This is a genomic window from Sorangium sp. So ce321 (assembly GCF_051530195.1).
Lineage (GTDB): Bacteria > Myxococcota_A > Polyangia > Polyangiales > Polyangiaceae > Sorangium.
Map to the genome: position 1 here is coordinate 1,074,628 of NZ_CP150329.1, position 17,110 is coordinate 1,091,737.

A 17,110-nucleotide genomic window follows, 5' to 3' on the forward strand; every position below is an offset into this window, starting at 1 on the left:
GGAGTCTCTGCCGCGCGCGGCGCAGCTCTAGAAGGTCACCTTGGCGCTGATCCGGAACGTGCGCGGCGCCTGGTACGCCACCGGATTGCCGAAGTTCGGGTTCTTGTCCGCCGAGTTGAACGCGCTGCCGTCGGCGTTCCGCAGCCCGGCGAGGCTGGCCCTCGTCCCCCCGTCGATGGGCATCACCTGCGCCGCCGTGTACCGCTCGTCGACCGCCGTCACGGCCTGGAAGTTGAACACGTTGAACGAGTCGACCGCGACGAGCAGCGCGCTTTCCTTCGCGATCTGCATGCCGACGCCGACGTGGAGGTCGACGTCGTGGACCCAGGGCAGGCCGTCGCCGCTCCCGCGCGGCAGGATGAAGACCTCGTCAGGGCCGTAGAGGAGGTGGGCCCCGAGGTACGATGTCGGCGCGCCGGAGCGGGCGCGGTAGGCGCCGCCCAGGTTCACGATGAGCCCGTTCTTGAGGACGAAGTCCTTCGCGCCATACAGCTTGATCTGGTGCCGGTGATCCCCCGGCAAGGAGCCCTCCCGGTTCGGGAGCAGCGATTGCAGGTCGAAATCCGTGTTCATGTTCGGATCGATCTGCGTGGTCTCCGGCTTGAACAGCCCGGACCAGTTGCCGCGGAGGTACGAGAGCCGGTAGCTCACCTGCGCGAGCCAGCCGCTGGAGAACACCTTCTCTGCGTACAGGGTGAACGCGTCGTAGTCGCGCGTCGCCTTCGGGAAGTCCCTCGCCGCGCCGTAGCCGGGGTTGGCGATGAAGTAGGACTTCGCCTCGTCGCGGCTCAGGTCCTCGATGATCCGGTTCTGCCAGCGCTTCGTGTACTCGGCGCCGACCCGCACCTTCGGCGCGATCTCGTACTCGCCGCCGAGGACGATCTCGTCGGACGACTGCGGCTCGAGGTCCGGATCGACAGGCGTCTTGTCGCTCCCGATGAGCGCCCACTTCTGGTTCGGCGCGTGGGGGCCGTCGACCGGGAGCCGCGTCTCGTCGTCCTCGCACGAGCCCCGGATCTCCTCGGGCTGCCTGGGGTCGCACGTGGCCGCGTCGCGGAACGAGTAGAGCATGCGCTCGCCGGGGAGCAGGCGATCGGCGATGTTGAGCGGCACGCTCTCGTAATAGCGTCCGTAGTTCGCGTACAGCTTGGACCTGCCGGACTGCGTGATGTCGTAGATGACGCCGGCCCGCGGCGACCACTGGTTCGGCAGGCTCATGCCGAGCGCGCCGTCGTAGCCATAGAGCAGCTGCGCGTCGTAGCGGACGCCGACGTTCAGGGTGACGCGGTCGACGATGCTCCAGCTGTCCTGCACGAAGCCGCCGACCGTCAGCGACGTCGAGTCCGCCTCGTAGTTCGTGAGGAGGACCGGGTCGTCGGGGCCGTTCAGGAACCCGTGGCGGCGGTAATCGTAGACCACCGAGCCGTCGGGGAACTCGGTCAGGATCTTGCCGCCCGACTCCCCGCGCTCGCTGTGATAGCGCATCACCTCGAGGTCGACGCCGCCCTTGACGACGTGGTGGCCGAGGGCCGAGAAGAGGCTCGTCAGCATGGCCTTGGCCTGGTAGCGGTCGAAGACGGACTCGCTCAGCACGCCAGGGCCCCCCGTGTAGTAATAGCCGGGCACCGGGCACGGCTCGGGGTCGTCGGGGCTCGCCTTCGCGCACCGCCCCGTCGCGTCGCCCGGCTCGAACTCGCCGATGGAGCGCGGCTGCTGCCAGAGCACCTGGACGACCTCCGACAGCCCCTTTCCGCTCCCGATCTTCTCGCCATCCGAGCCGCGGACGGCGTTGAGCTCGTGGTGGATGCCGAGCGTCACGTCGAGCAGGTGGCTCTTGTTCTTGAACGCAGACGACCACTTGAGCGAGGCGTCGGTCGCGGTGGTGACGTACCTGTGCGCGATCGCCTCGTAGCCGCCGTTGATGATGCCGCCGTTGTACGGATTGTCGATCTCGATCCTGCCGTCGCGCGGGTTGAACCCGAAGGTGCCGTCTCCGCCCGACATGGTCGGCGTGCCGTAGACGGAGAGCGCGACGGTGTTGTCCGGATCGAGGAGCAGCGTCAGCTTGCCGAGGTACTGGATGCTCTGCTGCGTGGCGTAGTAGACGTCCGTCGAGCCAGGCAGGCGGCTCGGCGCGGCGGCCTGGTCGCCCGCGGGCGCGAAGATGTTGAGGTTGCGCTCCAGGCGGTAGGTCGCGAACGAGGGCGAGAGGCCGGCGTAGAACCACAGCCTGTCCTTCAGGATCGGGCCGCCGATCTCGACGCCGAAGTCGCGCAGCGAGGACAGCCGGACGTCGGTGGTGACCGCGCTCTCGCGCTGGGCCACGGTGGTCCGCGGCCCCTCGAAGATGCCGGGCGTGACGCTGAGGAAGACCGAGCCGTGGAACTCGTTGGAGCCGGACTTGGTGGCGACGTTGTAGTAGCCGCCGGTCGAGCGGCCGTACTCCGGCATGTAGCCGCCGGTGATCACGTTCACCTCGTCGACGAACTCGACCGAGAGCGGCGTCCCGAGGATGCCGAACCCCGGGTTGTTCACCGACACGCCGTCGATGACGAACTGGTTCTCCGGCGAGCTCGTCCCGCTGATCGAGACGCCGTACCTGTCGGCGACGGCGCCCGGCGCGACCTCGGCGAGGGACTCGAACGACCGGGTGGCCGCGCCCTTCGTGCTCGGGGGGCTGAGCGGGATGCGGCTCACGAAGTCGGAGCTCACGTTGACGCCTGTCGCGCTCGAGCCGACATCGACCGTCGGGGGGGCGCCGATGACGACGATCTCCTTGGCCTGGATCGCCTCCGGGAGGAGCTGGCTGTTCACCCGGATCGTGCTGTCGAGCCGCAGCTCGACGCCGCCGCGACTGTAAGGCCTGTAGGCCTCCTTGTCGAGCCGCAGCGTGTAGGTCCCTGGCGGGAGGTTCGGGATACGGTATTGGCCGGCGCCATCGGTCACCACGATCTGCTCCCCCTGGAGGGCGGGGGACGTGACGGTGACCACGACGTCCGGAGCCGGCCTGTTCGTCGCCGCGTCGATGACCGTCCCCGTGAGGACGGCGGAGCCGGCCGCGAGCGCCGAGGTGGACACGAGCGCGCTGGAGAGCGCGAGCAGCGAAGCGGCCCAGCGGCCGCGCATCATGTGCATGGAAATGACGGGGCTCCTCGAAGAAAGGCGTTCGGTGACGAGCTGCCGTGACAGAGCATACCCGCGGTCTTTGGCCGAGCATAGATCCATGTGGCGAGGCTCGGCGCCACGACCCTCTGGCCCAGCACCCCGGGCGCCGGTGTGTGTGGTCAGGCGCTGCTCTGTGTCCCATGCACCAGACGGGGCCGAGCACCGATGCAAAGAAAGAGAATTTGAACCGCCAGGCCGCCAAGGGGAGAGAGAAAGAACTTTATGTTCCCTCCTGCTCTCTCTCTTGGCGGCTTGGCGGTCTTCTCCTCTCTCTTACTCTCCTGACCGCTCGCCGCTTCCGTGACGTCCCGCCTCGCCGGCCGCGCTCCACGCGAGCCGCGCTGGAAGGGGAGGGTCAGTCGGCGGCCTTCGCGGCCACGGCGTCGGTCCTGCCGCCGGCGAGCGCGCCGGCGCGGCGGACGATGCCGATGAACTCCTGCTGATCGCCCTTGCTCGACGCGGCGGCCCTCGCGATCTTCTCGACGTCGGAGAGCCTCCAGGAGCGCGCGTGCGGGCTGCGGCGCAGGATCTCGGAGAAGCCAGCCACCGCGGACGCGAAGCGGAAGTCGGCCGGCGCCGCGTCGAAGGTGGGGGCGACGGCGCCCGCGGCCATCCGGAACATCGTCTCCTCGGCCCGGTCCGCGCCGAGCGGCGCCTTGTGGCGGAGGCGCACGACCACCGGCGCCGCGCCATCGCCCTTCAGCGCGGAGGCCTTGAGCTCGACGTCGTAGATGGCCGTCACGCTGTGCCCGGCGCCGATCTCGCCCGCATCCACCCTGTCGTTCCGGAAGTCCCGGTCGGCCACGTCGCGGTTCTCGTAGCCGATGAGACGGTAGCTCTTGACGAAGCTCGGATCGAACTCGACCTGGATCTTCACGTCGCGGGCGATCACCTGGAGCATCCCGCCGACCTGCTCCGAGAAGACCCGCCGCGCCTGCGCCTCGCTGTCGATATAGGCGTAGTTGCCGTCGCCCTGGTTGGCGAGCTGCTCCATCATCAGATCCTTGTAGTTGCCCTGGCCGAAGCCGACCGTGGACAGCGTGATCCCCTTGTCCTTCGCGCGCTTGATCGTCTCCAGGATCTCGTCGTGAGAGGTCGGGCCGACGTTCGCGTCGCCGTCGGAGAGCACGACGACGCGGTTGACGTGACCCTTCACCAGCGTCCGCTCCGCCAGGCCATAAGCGAGGTCGATGCCGCTCGCCATCGCCGTGGAGCCGCCGGCGGTGAGGTCCGCGATCGCCGCGAGGATCTTCCCCTTGCTCTCGATGCCTGTCGGCGCGAGCACCTCCCGCACGCTGCCCGCGTAGGTGCAGAGCGCGACGGTGTCCCCCGGCTTCAGCGACTCGGTGAGCATCCGCAGGCTCTTCTTCGCGAGCTCGATGCGGTCCGACGCCTGCATCGAGCCGCTCGTGTCGACGAGGTACACGAGGTGCACCGGCGTCCGCTCCCGGGCCGCCACGCGCTTGCCCTGCACCGCCACGCGGACGAGGTGGTGGCCCACCGTGAACGGCGAGGGCGCGGCCGCGAGGTGCACGGCGAACGGGCCTGTCGCGGGGGACGCATAGCCGTAGTCGAAGTAGTTGAGGAACTCCTCGGCGCGGACGGCCTGATAAGGCGGCAGCGAGCCCTCCAGGATCTTGCGGCGCGCGATCGCGTAAGAGGCCGTGTCCACGTCGATGGCGAACGTCGAGAGCCGGTCCTTCGCGGGGTCCTCCACGGGGTTCACGCCGTAGTCGCGGTACGACTCGCTGCCCTGCGGCTCGGGCGCGGGGACGGCGACCGCCGCGGGCGGCGCGGGCGGCGCTGCGGGGCGCGCCGCCGCGACCTGCGCCGGGGCGGGCGCCTTCTTGGGCGCCGGCGCCGCGCCCGCGGTCGCGACGCGCGCCTCCGGCTTGCTGGCCGCGTCGGCGCGCGCCGACGGGAGCGCCGGCGCGGCGGCCGGGGGCGGCGCGAGCGGGGCAGGGGCAGCGTCCGCGGGCGCGGCCAGCGAGGCGCCCGGGGCGGCCTCCTCGGCCTTCTCGCGCGCTGCCGTGGACGCGCGGCCCTCGCCCTCTTTCGCGTCGAACTCCGGCTGCATGGGCGGCGCGGCGGCGCCCATCGGCGATTCCGGCGCGCGCAGCGTCGTGGAGGGCTCCATGGCGGCAGGCGTGGACCCGCCGCAGCCGAGGAGCAACGTGGTCAGGAGAGCAGGGGCGACGACGAACGGCAGGGTGCGCATGAGGTGTCCTCCTTAGAAGGGGATCGCGAGCGCGGATCCCCGCAGTACGTTCTCGTGAGCCCGTGATCGCCGGGCCCCACGCAGGTCCTCGGGAGCGCCGCACGCGCGGCTCTCCGCTCCATGTTCCAGGGCGAGACAGGCCCCCTCGACGCTCTCGAGAGCCGCGCGGCGCGGGCTCTCCGGCGCGCAGACGAAGGGACGCTCGCGGCCGGGCTCGCGGTGGCGGGGCCCGGCGCGTCCGAGTGCCTGGAGAACGCGGCCGCCTCGGCGGGCTTACACCCGCGATCGACGATGCGCGGGCGCCGCGCCTCCGGGAGGTGCGCTACGCTGGGCAGCGACCCGGGAGGACGGGCCGCGACGACCGTCCTCCGCTCCCCGCCTTCTGCTCCATCTCTCCTCGGGAGGTCCGCGATGAGCGCAACGAGCCGCGATCATTTCCAGTCCACCCTGCGCCGCTCCAGGAAGATCGCGGTGCTGACCGGCGCCGGCGTCTCGGCCGAGTCGGGGATCCCCACGTTCCGAGGCGCCGGCGGGCTGTGGCGGCGCCACGACGCGAAGAGCCTCGCGTCGCCCGAGGCGTGGCAGCGCGATCCCGGCCTGGTGTGGGAGTTCTACAACCACCGCCGCGAGCGCGCGCTCGGCTGCAGCCCGAACCCGGGCCACCGCGCGCTGGCGCAGCTGGAGGCGCGGTGGCGGGACGCCGGCGGCGCCTTCACCCTGATCACCCAGAACATCGACGGCCTGCACGAGCAGGCGGGCTCCCGGGACGTCGTGCGGCTCCACGGCTCGCTGTGGCAGGTGCGCTGCCTCTCGTGCGGGAGCGTGACAGAGAACCGCGACGTGCCCATCGCGCCCGCGTTCGCGGGCAGCGGCTCCCCGGACCCGGACACCCGCGCCCGCCGCTTCACGGCTGCAGAGCTGCCCCACTGCGGCTGCGGCGGTGTGCTGCGCCCGCACGTGGTCTGGTTCGGCGAGGCCCTCCAGCAGCGCGACCTCACCGCCGCGGCCGCCGGCGTCGACGGCTGCGACCTGCTGCTCGTGGTCGGCACCTCGGCCGTCGTGTACCCCGCCGCCGGCTTCGTCCCCCTGGCCAAGCGCCACGGCGCCCTCATCGCCGAGGTCAACGTCGAGCCCAGCGCGGTCACCGGCCTCTGCGATTTCGTGTTCACCGGCGGCGCGGGGGAGGTCCTGCCCTTCCTGCTCGACGTCGCGCCGGATTACCCGAGCTGAGCGCCGCGCCCCGAGCGGCGCGCCGGCGACGCGAGGGCCACCCGCTCCGAGCCTGACCCGGCCCGCGGCGCCCGCGCCGGCGAGCGGCCTCCTCCGCGCGAGCCGGCGGCGTCAGCGCGGCGGCCGGCGCGCCGCAGCGGGCGCGCGGTGCACGCATCGCGCGGCGCGGCGCGTGCTTGTGCCGGGGCATGGAACAGGTCAACCGTGGGATTTCAGGGCTAACGTGGGCCGCGATCGCGCTCGTCGTGATCGGCGCCATCAACTGGGGGCTCGTGGGGCTGTTCGAGTTCGACGTGGTCGCCGCCCTCTTCGGCACGTACAGCGCGATCAGCCGTATCGTCTACGTGCTCGTCGGGCTCGCCGGGCTCTACCTCCTCTACGCCTCGGTCCAGATCGACAAGCGCACGCGGGTCTCCACGATGCCGTGATCGACACCGCTCGACGCGACATCCGGCGCGCACACCAGGCGCGCCGGGGCGCGATGCGGGGCGCGGTCCAGGGCGACCGAGCCTCGGGCCCCTCCCGAGATCGTGGCCTGTTCCGGCGCGGGTCTTGCAACTCTGCGCCTGTCCAGAGACACGTCCCGGAACCATGGAACAGCGAGCTCAGCAGCAGAGGTTGGCAGTCGCCCTTCGCCGGACGCATCGGCCCGGCGGACGCGACGCTCCAGCCACGGTGAGGAGGCCGCAGCTGCGAGCGACGCGAGCGACGAAGGAGTGACACCATGCCCAGCTCTCGAGAACCCGTGATCGCCCTCGTCCGCGACGCCGCCCACCCGCTGCGCGGCGCCGCGCGCCATCGCGATCAGGACGCCCTGCTCGACGCGATCGGGGACAGCCGGTTCGTCCTGCTCGGAGAGGCCACCCACGGCACGCACGAGTTCTACCAGGCCCGCGCGCAGATCACGCGGCGGCTCATCGCCGAGAAGGGGTTCACCGCGGTCATCGTCGAGGCCGACTGGCCAGACGCGTACCGCGTGAACCGCTATGTCCGCGGGACGGACGACGACGGCAGCGCCGACGAAGCGCTCGGCGGCTTCAAGCGGTTCCCGCAATGGATGTGGCGCAACCGGGATGTCCTCGGCCTGGTCAGCTGGCTCCGCGAGCACAACGCCGGCGTCCCGCGCGGGCACGCGAAGGCGGGCTTCTACGGGATGGATCTGTACAGCCTGCACGCCTCGATGGAGGCGGTGCTCGAGTACCTCGATCGCGTCGACCCGGAGGCCGCCAGGCGGGCGCGGCGCCGCTACGGCTGCTTCGACCGGTTCAGCGACGACCCGCAGGCGTACGGGTACGCGGCCGGCTTCGAGCTGAGCGGCTCGTGCGAGCGCGAGGTCGTCGAGCAGCTGACGGAGCTGATGAAGAAGCAGGCCGAGTACGCCACGCTCGACGGGCGCGTCGCCGAGGACGAGTACTTCCAGGTCGAGCAGAACGCGCGGCTCGTGCAGAGCGCCGAGGAGTACTACCGCACCATGTTCCGCGGCCCGGTGTCGTCGTGGAACCTCCGCGACAGGTACATGGTCGATACAGTCGCGGCGCTCGTCGCGCACCTCGACCGGTTCCACGCGCCGACGAGGGCCGTCCTCTGGGCGCACAACTCGCACCTCGGCGACGCGCGCGCGACGCAGATGGGCGAGGGCGGCGAGTGGAACGTCGGCCAGCTGATGCGCGAGCGCTTCGGCGACGAGGCGTTCCTCGTCGGCTTCTCCACGCACACAGGGACCGTGATGGCCGCCTCCGAGTGGGGCGAGCCCGCGGAGATCAAGCGCGTCCGGCCGTCGCTGCCGAACAGCTACGAGCGGCTCTTCCACGACACGGGCCTGCCGCGCTTCTGGCTCAACCTGAGGCCGCAGGCGGGCGCGCGCCCCGAGCTCGTGGAGGCGCTGCGCGAGCGCTCCCTCGAGCGGGCGATCGGCGTGCTCTATCTGCCGGAGACCGAGCGGTCGAGCCACTACTTCCACGCGAGGCTCAGCGAGCAGTTCGACGCGGTGATCCACATCGACGAGACGAGCGCGGTGAGGCCGCTGGAGTGGAGGGCCGAGTCGCGCGAGCGAGAGGCGGAGACGTACCCGACCGGGGTGTGAGCGCCGGGATCAGGCGCTCTGGCGGGGAGAGCAGGAGCGAGGAAAGGAGAAGAGGCGGAGAAGAGACAAGGAACGGCCCGCCCGCGCGCCCCGGCCGGCGCTCAGGCGTCCATCCGGCCGCCGAGGCCGCGCGGCCGGGCGGCGGCCGAGCGCGCCTCGATGAACCGCGACACAGCGTCGACGAACGCCTCGGGGTTCTCCACCTGCGGCATGTGCCCTGTCGCCGGGATGAAGGTGAGCTGCGAGCCCGGCAGCGAGGCGTGAAGCTTCTTCGCATCGCGCGCGCTGCTGCCCACGAGCCGGTCCGCCTCGCCCCAGAGGATGAGGGGGGTCAGGCTGAGCGGAGCCCTGGGGCCTCCGTGGATGTAGGCGTCGATCACCGCCTCGACCTGAGGCGGACTGGCCTGCTTCAGGACGTCCCGCAGCGCGGCGGGGGCGCGGCCGGGATCGGCGTAGGCGCGGCCCAGGATCCTCGGGTTATACGCCTGCTTGACCGCCAGGGCGCGCAGCATCTTCCGGGGGAGCGGCTGCGTTCCCAGCCAGCCGACGGCCCGCGACAGCGGGGGGAGGGGAGCCCCGTTGACGAGCACGAGCCCTCGACAGCAGGCCGCGCACTGCGTCGCGAAGCACGACACGACCGCTGCGCCGAAGGCGTTGCCGACGCACCACGCGCTGGAGACGCCGAGGGCGTCGAGGAGCCGCTCGAGCCAGCGCGCGTAGGCGCCGAGCGGGCCGAGCCCCGGCGTGTCCGTGCGGCCGATGCCCGGCAGATCGGGCGCGATCACCTGGAAGCGCTCCGCGAGCTGGTCCCAGACGGGCGCCCAGTACATCGACGCCCCGCCCCAGCCGCCGTGCACCAGCAGCAGCGGCTCGCCCTGGCCGCCCACGTGGACGCTGGCGGGCCGGCCGTCGATCGCGATCTCCCTCGAGGAAACCGTGCTCATGCCTCTCTCCTGTGAGGATCCATCGCGGCCGCATCCTGCCTCTCGAGCGCGGGGGTCGGCAACAGGATCGCGAGGCGCGCCGCGCCCGCTGCGATCGCGCGGAGCGCCCGTCGCGCGCGCCGCGTCTCGCGTCTTCGCGCTTGCCTGCAGGGCGGCCGGCCCTGGTATCGTCGCGCCGTGTCCTCAGCTCAGCAGCTCCGCGAGCTCCTCGCGACGCCCGGCCTCCTCGTCATGCCTTGCTGCTTCGACGCGCTTTCAGCGCGCCTGATCGAGCAGGCCGGCTTCTCGCTGACGTTCATGAGCGGCTTCGCGGTCTCCGCCGCGCGCCTCGGCGCCCCGGACACCGGGCTCATCTCCTATGGAGAGATGGTCGACCAGGCGCGCTCGATCTGCGGCGCTGTGTCGATCCCGGTGATCGGCGACGGCGATACGGGCTACGGCAACGCGATGAACGTGAAGCGCACGGTGCGCGGCCATGCGCAGGCCGGGCTCGCCTGCGTCATGATCGAGGACCAGGTCGCCCCCAAGCGCTGCGGCCACACGCGCGGCAAGCAGGTCGTGCCCCGCGACGAGGCGCTCACCCGGGTGCGGGCCGCCGTGGACGCGCGCGACGAGGGCGCGGGCGTGCTCATCATGGCGCGCACCGACGCGCGGCAGACCCACGGCTTCGACGAGGCCCTGGCGCGGGCGAGGGCGTTCGCCGACCTCGGCGCCGACATCGTGTTCCTGGAGGCGCCCGAGAGCGTCGAGGAGATGCGCACGTTCTGCCGGGAGGTGCGGGCGCCGGCCATGGCGAACATGGTGGATCACGGCAAGACGCCGGTGCTGCCGCCGGCCGAGCTCGAGGCGCTCGGCTACAAGATCGCGGCCTATCCGCTCACCCTGCTCTCCGTCGCTGCCGCCGCCATGCGCGAGGCGCTCGCGGCCTTGCGCGCCGGCCAGCACCCAGACCCCAGGATGAGCTTCGGGGCGCTCCAGGAGATCGTCGGCTTCCCTGCATACTACGCCGAAGAGGAGCGTTACGCGCAGCCGCCGCCCGGGAAGGGGTGAGTCGGGCAGCCGCCATCGGCGCGGAGGGCCGCCGCGCGGCGCGGCCTCGAGCGCTCCTCGGCGCGGGAAGAGGGGAGTCTTGCCGCGGTGTAGGACGTCGGCGTTCATCGGTTCATGAGCCGAGCGCCGCCTGGGTCGATGCAGAGGTATCCCCCTCGACAAGGGCGAAATCCTGTATCGTCTTCGGCGTTCGCGCACGGGGCGCGACGCGAAGGGAACCATGGCCTCTATCGCTTCCGCCGGATCCGCGTCGCTCCTCGACGCGGCGCGCAGCCTCGTCCCGCTGGTCAAGGAGCACGCGGATCAGGGAGAGCGCGAGCGCCGCCTGCCCGATCCCGTCGCGAAGGCGTTCAGGGAGGCAGGGATCCTCCGCCTGTGCCGCCCGCGTGCGCTGGGCGGGGTCGAGGCCGACCCGATCACGACGCTGGAGGTCATCGAGGAGCTCTCGCGCGCCGACGGCGCGGCGGGGTGGTGCGCGATGATCTGCGGCGCCACCGGCGCGTTCGACGCGTACCTCCCGGTGGAGGGGGGCAAGGAGATGTACGCGAGCCCGGATGCCGTCACCGCTGGCGTCTTCGCGCCGACCGGGCGCGCCGTCGAGGTCGAGGGGGGCTATCGGATCACCGGGAGGTGGGCGATGGCGAGCGCCTGTCACCATTGCGACTGGCTGGGCGGCACCGCGGTGGTCTTCGACGGGGCGGCGCCGCGCATGTTGCCAGTGGGAATACCCGAGTGTGTCGTGCCGCTGTTCCGCGCCTCCGAGTGCAAGATCCTGGATACGTGGAGCGTGTCCGGCCTCGTCGGCACCGGGAGCCACGACTTCGAGGTCGTGGACGTCTTCGTGCCGAGCAGCCGGTGCATCCGTCTCCCGATGAGGGCGCCGAGCTATCCGGCGCCTCTCTTCGCGTTCCCCTTCTTCGGCTTGCTGGCGAGCGCTGTCGCGGCGACCTCGCTCGGCATCGCGCGCGCCGCCCTCGATGAGCTCGTCCGCCTCGCGGCGACCAAGACCCCCTACGGCATGACGGCGTCGCTCGCGACGCGGCCCTCGACAGCGCTCGTCGCGGCCGAGGCCGAAGCCACGCTGGGCGCGGCCAGGGCGTATCTGTTCGAGTCGGTGCGCGACGTCTGGAATGCCGTGAACGCCGGCGAGCCGATCACGATAAAGGAGCGGGCTCGCGTCCGGCTCGCAGCGACGAACGCCGTCCTCGGCGCGGCCCGCGCGGTCGATCTGGCCTTCTCGGCGGGCGGCGGCACGGCGCTCTACACGAAGAGCCCTCTTCAGCGCTGCTTCCGCGACGTCCACGCCGTCACGCAGCACGCGATGGTCGCCCCGCACACGCGCGAGGTCCAGGGGCGCGTGCTCCTCGGCCTCGACACCGAGCTGTCCATGTTCTGAACGGCCGTTCGCGCGCGGCGGAGCTCGGGGGAAGGAGCTCTCTCGTCAGCCCGTGAGGGCCGCGCGGCTCGCGAGCAGCTTGCCGTAGAGCCGCTGTCGCGCGCCCGCGTCGCGGGGCCGGACCCAGTCCCAGCCGAGCGCGGCCCAGTCCGGGTCGTCCGGGTCGAGGCCCAGCGTCCTGATGAAGTCGCCGTCCACGACGAGGAAATGGCGCTTGTAGGCGAGGAGGTACCCGCCGCGCTCGGCGCGCAGGGCGCGGGCCTCGCCGTACGACGCGCACCAGTGGTTGAGGTGGACCGCGCAGCGCGTGGCGTACAGCGCCGTCCCGAAGTCCACCTCGCCCTCGTCGCCCTGGAGGACGCGCGACGCGTGCTGCCAGCCGCTGAAGCCGACCTCGCGGCCGACCACCGCGAGGCAGTGCTTGCGCTGCACGGTGGACGCGGCGTCCCGCAGCGCCTCGTCGCTCGCCGCGCGGAGCTCGGGGAGCGCGCGCAGGCGCTGGAGCGCCGATGGCTCGTGGGCCTGCACGCGCCGGTGAAGGATCTCCGCCCGGACCTTGAGCTCTCGAATGGGATCGACCATTGCGTTCTCCTCAGCGCTGGCCGACACCCGCTCCCTCCGGCCCGAGGAAAAACCGCAAATTCGTCGATCACAGCGCGCAGGGTGAAGGCTTCTTTTCGGCGGGACGGGCGCCCCTGCGCACCCGGACCGCTAGAATACCCGACGACACCGCGGGCGCAAGCGGAAGCAGGGATGAGCGAGGAGCAGGCGGGCTGGCAGGAGCGCGTCAGGGCGCTCATCAGCCCGCATCAGTCCGCGTCAGCCCGCGTCAGCCCGCGTCAGTCCGCGTCAGGCTATCAGCCACAGCCGCAGTCGCAGCCGCGCGCGTCACGAGAGCGGCAGGTCGACCCAGCGCTCGAAGCCCGGCCGGCGCTTGATGCGTCCGTACCACGCGTCGACGTGCTGGAGCGCGGGCCGCTCGATGGGGAGGTTGTACCACCGCTGCGCCGCCACCCCGAGGGGGATATCGGCGAACGTGAAGTACTCTCCTGCGGCCCACGGGTGGCGCGACAGCTCCCGGTCCAGGATCCCCAGCGCGGAGAGCGCCGCCTTGCGCGCGGCGTCGATCGCGCCCTGATCGCGGCGCTCCTCCGGCGTGCGCACCAGCTGCACGAGGAGCGTCCGGACCGGGGGCCACAGGGTCCCGAACTGCCAGTCCGTCCACGCGTCGGCGCGCGCCCTGTCCGCGAGGTCGCTCGGCTGGAGGGGCGGCGAGCCGTAGCGCGCGAACAGATACCGCACGACCGCGTGGGACTCCCAGACCACCAGCGGCCCATCCTCGAGCGTCGGGACCAGCCCGTTGGGGTTGAGGGTGAGGTAGTCGGCCTCCTTCACGCGACCGAACGGACCGCCGGCGTCCACGCGCTCGAAATCGAGCTTCAGCTCGTCGAGCGCCCAGAGGACCTTCTGCACATTGGAAGAATTCTTGTGACCCCAGAGTCTCAGCATGATGTCCCTCGTCCCTCGGCGCCGCTCAGGCAGCCGTCGCCGCCGGCTTCACGAACTTCGCGTAACGCTCTACGTAGAACTCGACCGGGCTCTGGATGGCGCGGACCGCGTCGCGCGCCTGCACGGCGTCGAGCCACGAGAGGAGCCTCGTGTGCTCCGCCGGGATGGAGAACCCGCGGAGGCGGCCCACCGCCGGCAGCCGCTCGAACCATGGATAGAAGGAGAGATCGACGAGGCTGACCTCGGCGCCGAGCCAGTAGGGCCCGCCGTTCGACGACCTCGCCAGCGCCTCCCGCTCGATGAACGCGAGCACGTCGCCGAGCGCCTTATGCCCCTCCGCCTCCTGCTCGGGCGTCTCGGCCCTGAGCAGCTGGGCGAACGCCGGCACGAGGCGCGTGTTCGCGTAATCGATCCAGATCCTCGCCAGGGCGCGCCGCCCGGGCTCCCTCGGCAGGAGCGCGGGCTCGGGGAAGACCTCCTCGAGGTACTCGTTGACGATCGCCGACTCCCAGATGCGGTGTCCCTCGTGCTCGATCGCCGGGACCTTGCCATAGAGCGAGGCGCCGACGAACGCCGGCGGTTTGTTCTGCAGATCGACCTCCGTGAGCTCGAAGTCGATCGCCTTCTCCTGGAGCACGAGCCGGGTGCGGTGGGCGAAGGGGCACGCCTTCGCGCTGTAGAGTCGCAGCTTCGTCATCCTGTTCTCCTTCGTGGCGTCCGCCACGCAAAAAGCTGTCCTGTCGTGGAGTCGATGGGCGCGCTCATCGGGCCGAGGCGCGGGGGTTGAAGCGCTCGTCGAACACCCTCGAGACCTCGATCTTCTGCGGCAGCAAGCCCTCCTCGACGAAGGCGTCCGCCATCTTCTGCTGCGCCGCCGCGATCTCGCCGTCGAGCGGGACGTACCTCGGCTCGTGGTGCGCGAACATGTCCTGAGCCACCTCGAGCGGCAGCTTGGTGACCTCGGCGAACTTGCGCGCCCACACGTCCTTGTGGTCGTTCGACCACTCCTGGGTCCTGTGCGAGCGGACCAGGTAGTCCGCGATCGCGGCGGCCTTGCCCGGGTCGGCGAGCGCCTTCTCGCTGCTCACCTGGAACGCGAGCGCGTCGGTGAGCCCGTTGCCGTCGAGGAGCTTCACCGCCCCTTGCCGCACGTTGTTGGCCACATAGGGCTCCCAGACCGCCCAGGCGTCGACGTCTCCGTTGGCGAAGGCCGGCTGGGCGTCGTTCGGGTTCATGTACACGGGCACGATGTCCACGATGCCGAGGCCGTCCCGGCGGAGCGCCGCGAGCAGCAGGTAATGGGCCGAGGAGCCCTTGGCCACCGCCACCTTCTTGCCCTTGAGCTCGCGGAAGGCCTTGATGCTCGACCCCTGGGGGATCAGGATCGCCTTGTATTCGGGGCGGTTCCGGGTGACCGCGACGATCCGGATCGGCGCCCCGGCGGCCTGCGCGAAGATCGGCGGCGTGTCCCCGACGGCGCCGATGTCCACCGCGTCGGCGTTGATGGCCTCGAGCAGCGGCGGGCCGGCGGTGAACGTCGCCCACTCGATCTTGTAGGGGACGCCCTCGAGCTGGCCCGCGGCCTCGAGCCCGCTCTTCACGATGCCAGTCTGCTCGCCGATCCGGAGCGTCACGGCGCCGAGGTCGACCGCGGGCTGATCGCCGCTCCCGGGCGGCGCGGGCGGGTCCCCCGACCTGGAGCAGGCGGCGATGGACAGGGCGAGCAGCGCCGCCGCGGCGCGACGGAGCGAGGCGCGGAGGGCGCGGAGATCGACGAGGGCGGCGGTGGACATGGTCCTTCCTTTCAGGAGACGACAGCCGGCAGCGCGCGGTCCTCGGCGGGGGCGAAGGCGGGCGAGGCCGCCCGGGAGGGGCGGGGTGCCGGCTCGATGCCCGGCTCGTCGCCGTCGACGCCGAGGTGGGCCAGCAGGGCGCTGCGCAGCGCCGCGAACCGGTGGCCGCTGCGCCGACGCGGCGCCGGGAGATCGATCGCGAGCTCCGCCGTGATCGCGCTCCCGGCGTCGGGCGACGGCGGCCTGGCGAGGACCAGCGCGCGGTCGGCGAGCAGGAGCGCCTCGTCGACGTCGTGCGTGACGAGCAGCACGGCGGGGCGGTGGCGGGCGCAGAGCTCGGCCAGCAAGCCGTGCATGCGGATCCGCGTGAGCGCGTCGAGCGCGCCGAACGGCTCGTCGAGGAGCAGGAGCTCCGGCTCGCGCACGAGCGAGCGGGCCAGGGCCGCGCGCTGGGCCTCTCCGCCCGAGAGCGTGAGCGGCCAGGCGTCCGCGTGGTCCGAGAGCCCCACCTCCGCGAGCGCGGCGTGCGCGCGCCGCCTCGCCTCGCCCGGCGGGCAAGGGAGGCCCAGCGCGACGTTCCGCCATACCCTCTTCCACGGAAAGAGCCGCGGCTCCTGGAAGACCACGGCGCGCCTGGCCGGGACGACGACGTCGCCTGTCGCGTGGACGTCGAGCCCCGCGAGCACCCGCAGCAGCGTGCTCTTCCCGGAGCCGCTCGCGCCGAGCAGCGCGACGAACTCGCCGGAGCGGAGGGTGAGGTCGACGCCGCCGAGCACCGGGCGGGCTCCGAACGTCCGCCGGACGTCGCGGAGGCGCACGGCGGGACCAGGCTTCGAGTCGATCAAAGGGGCCTCCACAGGGTGCTCACCGGCCTCACCGGCCGGCGAACGCCGCGCGCCAGCTGAGCACGTTGCGCTCGAGCCATCGGACGAACAGATCGGTGCTGAGCCCGAGCAGGGCGTAGATCACGAGACCGAGGACGATGATGTCGGTGCGCAGGAACTCCCGCGCGTTCGTCATGAGGTAGCCGATCCCTGCCGTCGCGTTGATCTGCTCGCTGATGACGAGCACGAGCCAGGCGACGCCCATGGAGTGGCGCAGCCCGACGAGCGCGGACGGGAGCGCGCCGGGGAGCACCACGTGCGCGACGAGGTCGAGGCGGCCGAGCCCCAGCGTCGTCGCGGCCTCGACGAGCCGGTCATCGACGCTGCGGATGCCGGCGTACGTGTTCACGTAGACGGGGAAGAACGTGCCGAGCGAGACGAGCGCGATCTTCGGCGTCTCGCCGATGCCGAACCACAGGATGAAGAGCGGCACGAGGGCGAGGACGGGGAGGGTCCTGAGCATCTGGAGGGGAGCGTCGAGCAGGTCCTCGCCGAGCCGGAACAGCCCCGCGACGAGCGCCAGCGTGACCCCGGCGCTCACGCCGAGGGCGAGCCCGCGGCTGACCCTGCCGAGCGACACCCAGAGGTGGCGCGGCAGCTCCCCGCTGGCGAGGAGCGTGAGCCCGGTGTGCGCGACGGTGCTCGGCGACGCGAGCACGCGCGGCGACACGAGCCCGAGCGACGTCACGGCTTGCCACGCGAAGAGCAGGAACAGGAGGACGAGGACCCGGGGCCATCGGACATCCTTCCAGCTGCGCCGCGCGGCCCCAGGCGCGGAGCGCGCGCCGTCGGCAGCGATCGTCGATCGAGTACGCGTCATCTCACGGACCGTCGTTGT

The 17,110-nt window shown here is 71.8% G+C and carries 14 protein-coding genes; 5 read left to right on the plus strand and 9 right to left on the minus strand.

Translation table 11 applies throughout. The features are described from left to right. Nucleotides 1-27: 27 nt before the first annotated feature. Both WME89_RS04155 and WME89_RS04160 read right to left on the minus strand, forming a co-directional pair. Complete coding sequence (locus WME89_RS04155) at nucleotides 28-3,135, minus strand: TonB-dependent receptor (protein ID WP_438007962.1); 3,108 nt, start codon at nucleotides 3,133-3,135, stop codon at nucleotides 28-30. 385 nt (nucleotides 3,136-3,520) lie between these two features. Beyond that, a complete protein-coding gene (locus WME89_RS04160; RefSeq protein ID WP_438007963.1) occupies nucleotides 3,521-5,383 on the minus strand; it encodes a vWA domain-containing protein in 1,863 nt (620 codons plus the stop codon). A 411-nt stretch (nucleotides 5,384-5,794) separates the two neighbouring features. On the opposite strand from WME89_RS04160, the gene WME89_RS04165 reads away from it, so the two are divergent. The 3 genes from WME89_RS04165 (at nucleotide 5,795) to WME89_RS04175 (ending at nucleotide 8,696) form a co-directional block, all read left to right on the plus strand. Further along, nucleotides 5,795-6,613: an SIR2 family NAD-dependent protein deacylase gene (locus WME89_RS04165; RefSeq protein WP_438007964.1), complete on the plus strand. Its 819-nt coding sequence runs from the start codon at nucleotides 5,795-5,797 to the stop codon at nucleotides 6,611-6,613. Nucleotides 6,614-6,801: 188 nt separating this feature from the next. Further along, the gene (locus WME89_RS04170) at nucleotides 6,802-7,041 is read left to right on the plus strand and encodes a DUF378 domain-containing protein (RefSeq protein ID WP_438007965.1); all 240 of its coding nucleotides are present in this window, start codon (nucleotides 6,802-6,804) and stop codon (nucleotides 7,039-7,041) included. Between the two features lie 296 nt (nucleotides 7,042-7,337). Beyond that, entirely contained in the window at nucleotides 7,338-8,696 is a 1,359-nt protein-coding gene (locus WME89_RS04175; protein ID WP_438007966.1) for an erythromycin esterase family protein, read from the plus strand. Between the two features lie 101 nt (nucleotides 8,697-8,797). Here WME89_RS04175 and WME89_RS04180 read toward each other — a convergent pair whose 3' ends face one another. Then, entirely contained in the window at nucleotides 8,798-9,640 is an 843-nt protein-coding gene (locus WME89_RS04180) for an alpha/beta fold hydrolase (RefSeq protein WP_438007967.1), read from the minus strand. Between the two features lie 177 nt (nucleotides 9,641-9,817). Between WME89_RS04180 and WME89_RS04185 the strand changes: the two genes are divergently transcribed. Both WME89_RS04185 and WME89_RS04190 read left to right on the plus strand, forming a co-directional pair. Then, the gene (locus WME89_RS04185) at nucleotides 9,818-10,690 is read left to right on the plus strand and encodes an isocitrate lyase/PEP mutase family protein (RefSeq protein WP_438007968.1); all 873 of its coding nucleotides are present in this window, start codon (nucleotides 9,818-9,820) and stop codon (nucleotides 10,688-10,690) included. A gap of 220 nt (nucleotides 10,691-10,910) precedes the next feature. Next, nucleotides 10,911-12,086: an acyl-CoA dehydrogenase family protein gene (locus WME89_RS04190; protein WP_438007969.1), complete on the plus strand. Its 1,176-nt coding sequence runs from the start codon at nucleotides 10,911-10,913 to the stop codon at nucleotides 12,084-12,086. 45 nt (nucleotides 12,087-12,131) lie between these two features. Here the strand turns inward: WME89_RS04190 and WME89_RS04195 are convergent, their stop codons facing one another. The 6 genes from WME89_RS04195 to WME89_RS04220 form a co-directional block, all read right to left on the minus strand. Then, entirely contained in the window at nucleotides 12,132-12,668 is a 537-nt protein-coding gene (locus WME89_RS04195) for a hypothetical protein (protein WP_438007970.1), read from the minus strand. A gap of 306 nt (nucleotides 12,669-12,974) precedes the next feature. Beyond that, a complete protein-coding gene (locus WME89_RS04200) occupies nucleotides 12,975-13,595 on the minus strand; it encodes a glutathione S-transferase family protein (protein ID WP_438007971.1) in 621 nt (206 codons plus the stop codon). 25 nt (nucleotides 13,596-13,620) lie between these two features. After that, nucleotides 13,621-14,292: a glutathione S-transferase family protein gene (locus WME89_RS04205; RefSeq protein WP_438007972.1), complete on the minus strand. Its 672-nt coding sequence runs from the start codon at nucleotides 14,290-14,292 to the stop codon at nucleotides 13,621-13,623. A 64-nt stretch (nucleotides 14,293-14,356) separates the two neighbouring features. Next, complete coding sequence (locus WME89_RS04210) at nucleotides 14,357-15,388, minus strand: ABC transporter substrate-binding protein (RefSeq protein ID WP_438007973.1); 1,032 nt, start codon at nucleotides 15,386-15,388, stop codon at nucleotides 14,357-14,359. Nucleotides 15,389-15,399: 11 nt separating this feature from the next. Continuing rightward, nucleotides 15,400-16,233: an ABC transporter ATP-binding protein gene (locus WME89_RS04215; protein WP_438007974.1), complete on the minus strand. Its 834-nt coding sequence runs from the start codon at nucleotides 16,231-16,233 to the stop codon at nucleotides 15,400-15,402. 28 nt (nucleotides 16,234-16,261) lie between these two features. Next, nucleotides 16,262-17,092 (minus strand): ABC transporter permease, encoded by an 831-nt coding sequence (locus WME89_RS04220; RefSeq protein ID WP_438007975.1) that lies wholly within the window; start codon nucleotides 17,090-17,092, stop codon nucleotides 16,262-16,264. Nucleotides 17,093-17,110 lie beyond the last annotated feature (18 nt).

Bases quoted from the DNA above. Each gene is read 5' to 3' on its own strand.
- WME89_RS04155 (WP_438007962.1), bottom strand. From the start codon at position 3,135: ATGCACATGATGCGCGGCCGCTGGGCCGCTTCGCTGCTCGCGCTCTCC.
- WME89_RS04160 (WP_438007963.1), bottom strand. From the start codon at position 5,383: ATGCGCACCCTGCCGTTCGTCGTCGCCCCTGCTCTCCTGACCACGTTG.
- WME89_RS04165 (WP_438007964.1), top strand. From the start codon at position 5,795: ATGAGCGCAACGAGCCGCGATCATTTCCAGTCCACCCTGCGCCGCTCC.
- WME89_RS04170 (WP_438007965.1), top strand. From the start codon at position 6,802: ATGGAACAGGTCAACCGTGGGATTTCAGGGCTAACGTGGGCCGCGATC.
- WME89_RS04175 (WP_438007966.1), top strand. From the start codon at position 7,338: ATGCCCAGCTCTCGAGAACCCGTGATCGCCCTCGTCCGCGACGCCGCC.
- WME89_RS04180 (WP_438007967.1), bottom strand. From the start codon at position 9,640: ATGAGCACGGTTTCCTCGAGGGAGATCGCGATCGACGGCCGGCCCGCC.
- WME89_RS04190 (WP_438007969.1), top strand. From the start codon at position 10,911: ATGGCCTCTATCGCTTCCGCCGGATCCGCGTCGCTCCTCGACGCGGCG.
- WME89_RS04195 (WP_438007970.1), bottom strand. From the start codon at position 12,668: ATGGTCGATCCCATTCGAGAGCTCAAGGTCCGGGCGGAGATCCTTCAC.
- WME89_RS04200 (WP_438007971.1), bottom strand. From the start codon at position 13,595: ATGCTGAGACTCTGGGGTCACAAGAATTCTTCCAATGTGCAGAAGGTC.
- WME89_RS04205 (WP_438007972.1), bottom strand. From the start codon at position 14,292: ATGACGAAGCTGCGACTCTACAGCGCGAAGGCGTGCCCCTTCGCCCAC.
- WME89_RS04210 (WP_438007973.1), bottom strand. From the start codon at position 15,388: ATGTCCACCGCCGCCCTCGTCGATCTCCGCGCCCTCCGCGCCTCGCTC.
- WME89_RS04220 (WP_438007975.1), bottom strand. From the start codon at position 17,092: ATGACGCGTACTCGATCGACGATCGCTGCCGACGGCGCGCGCTCCGCG.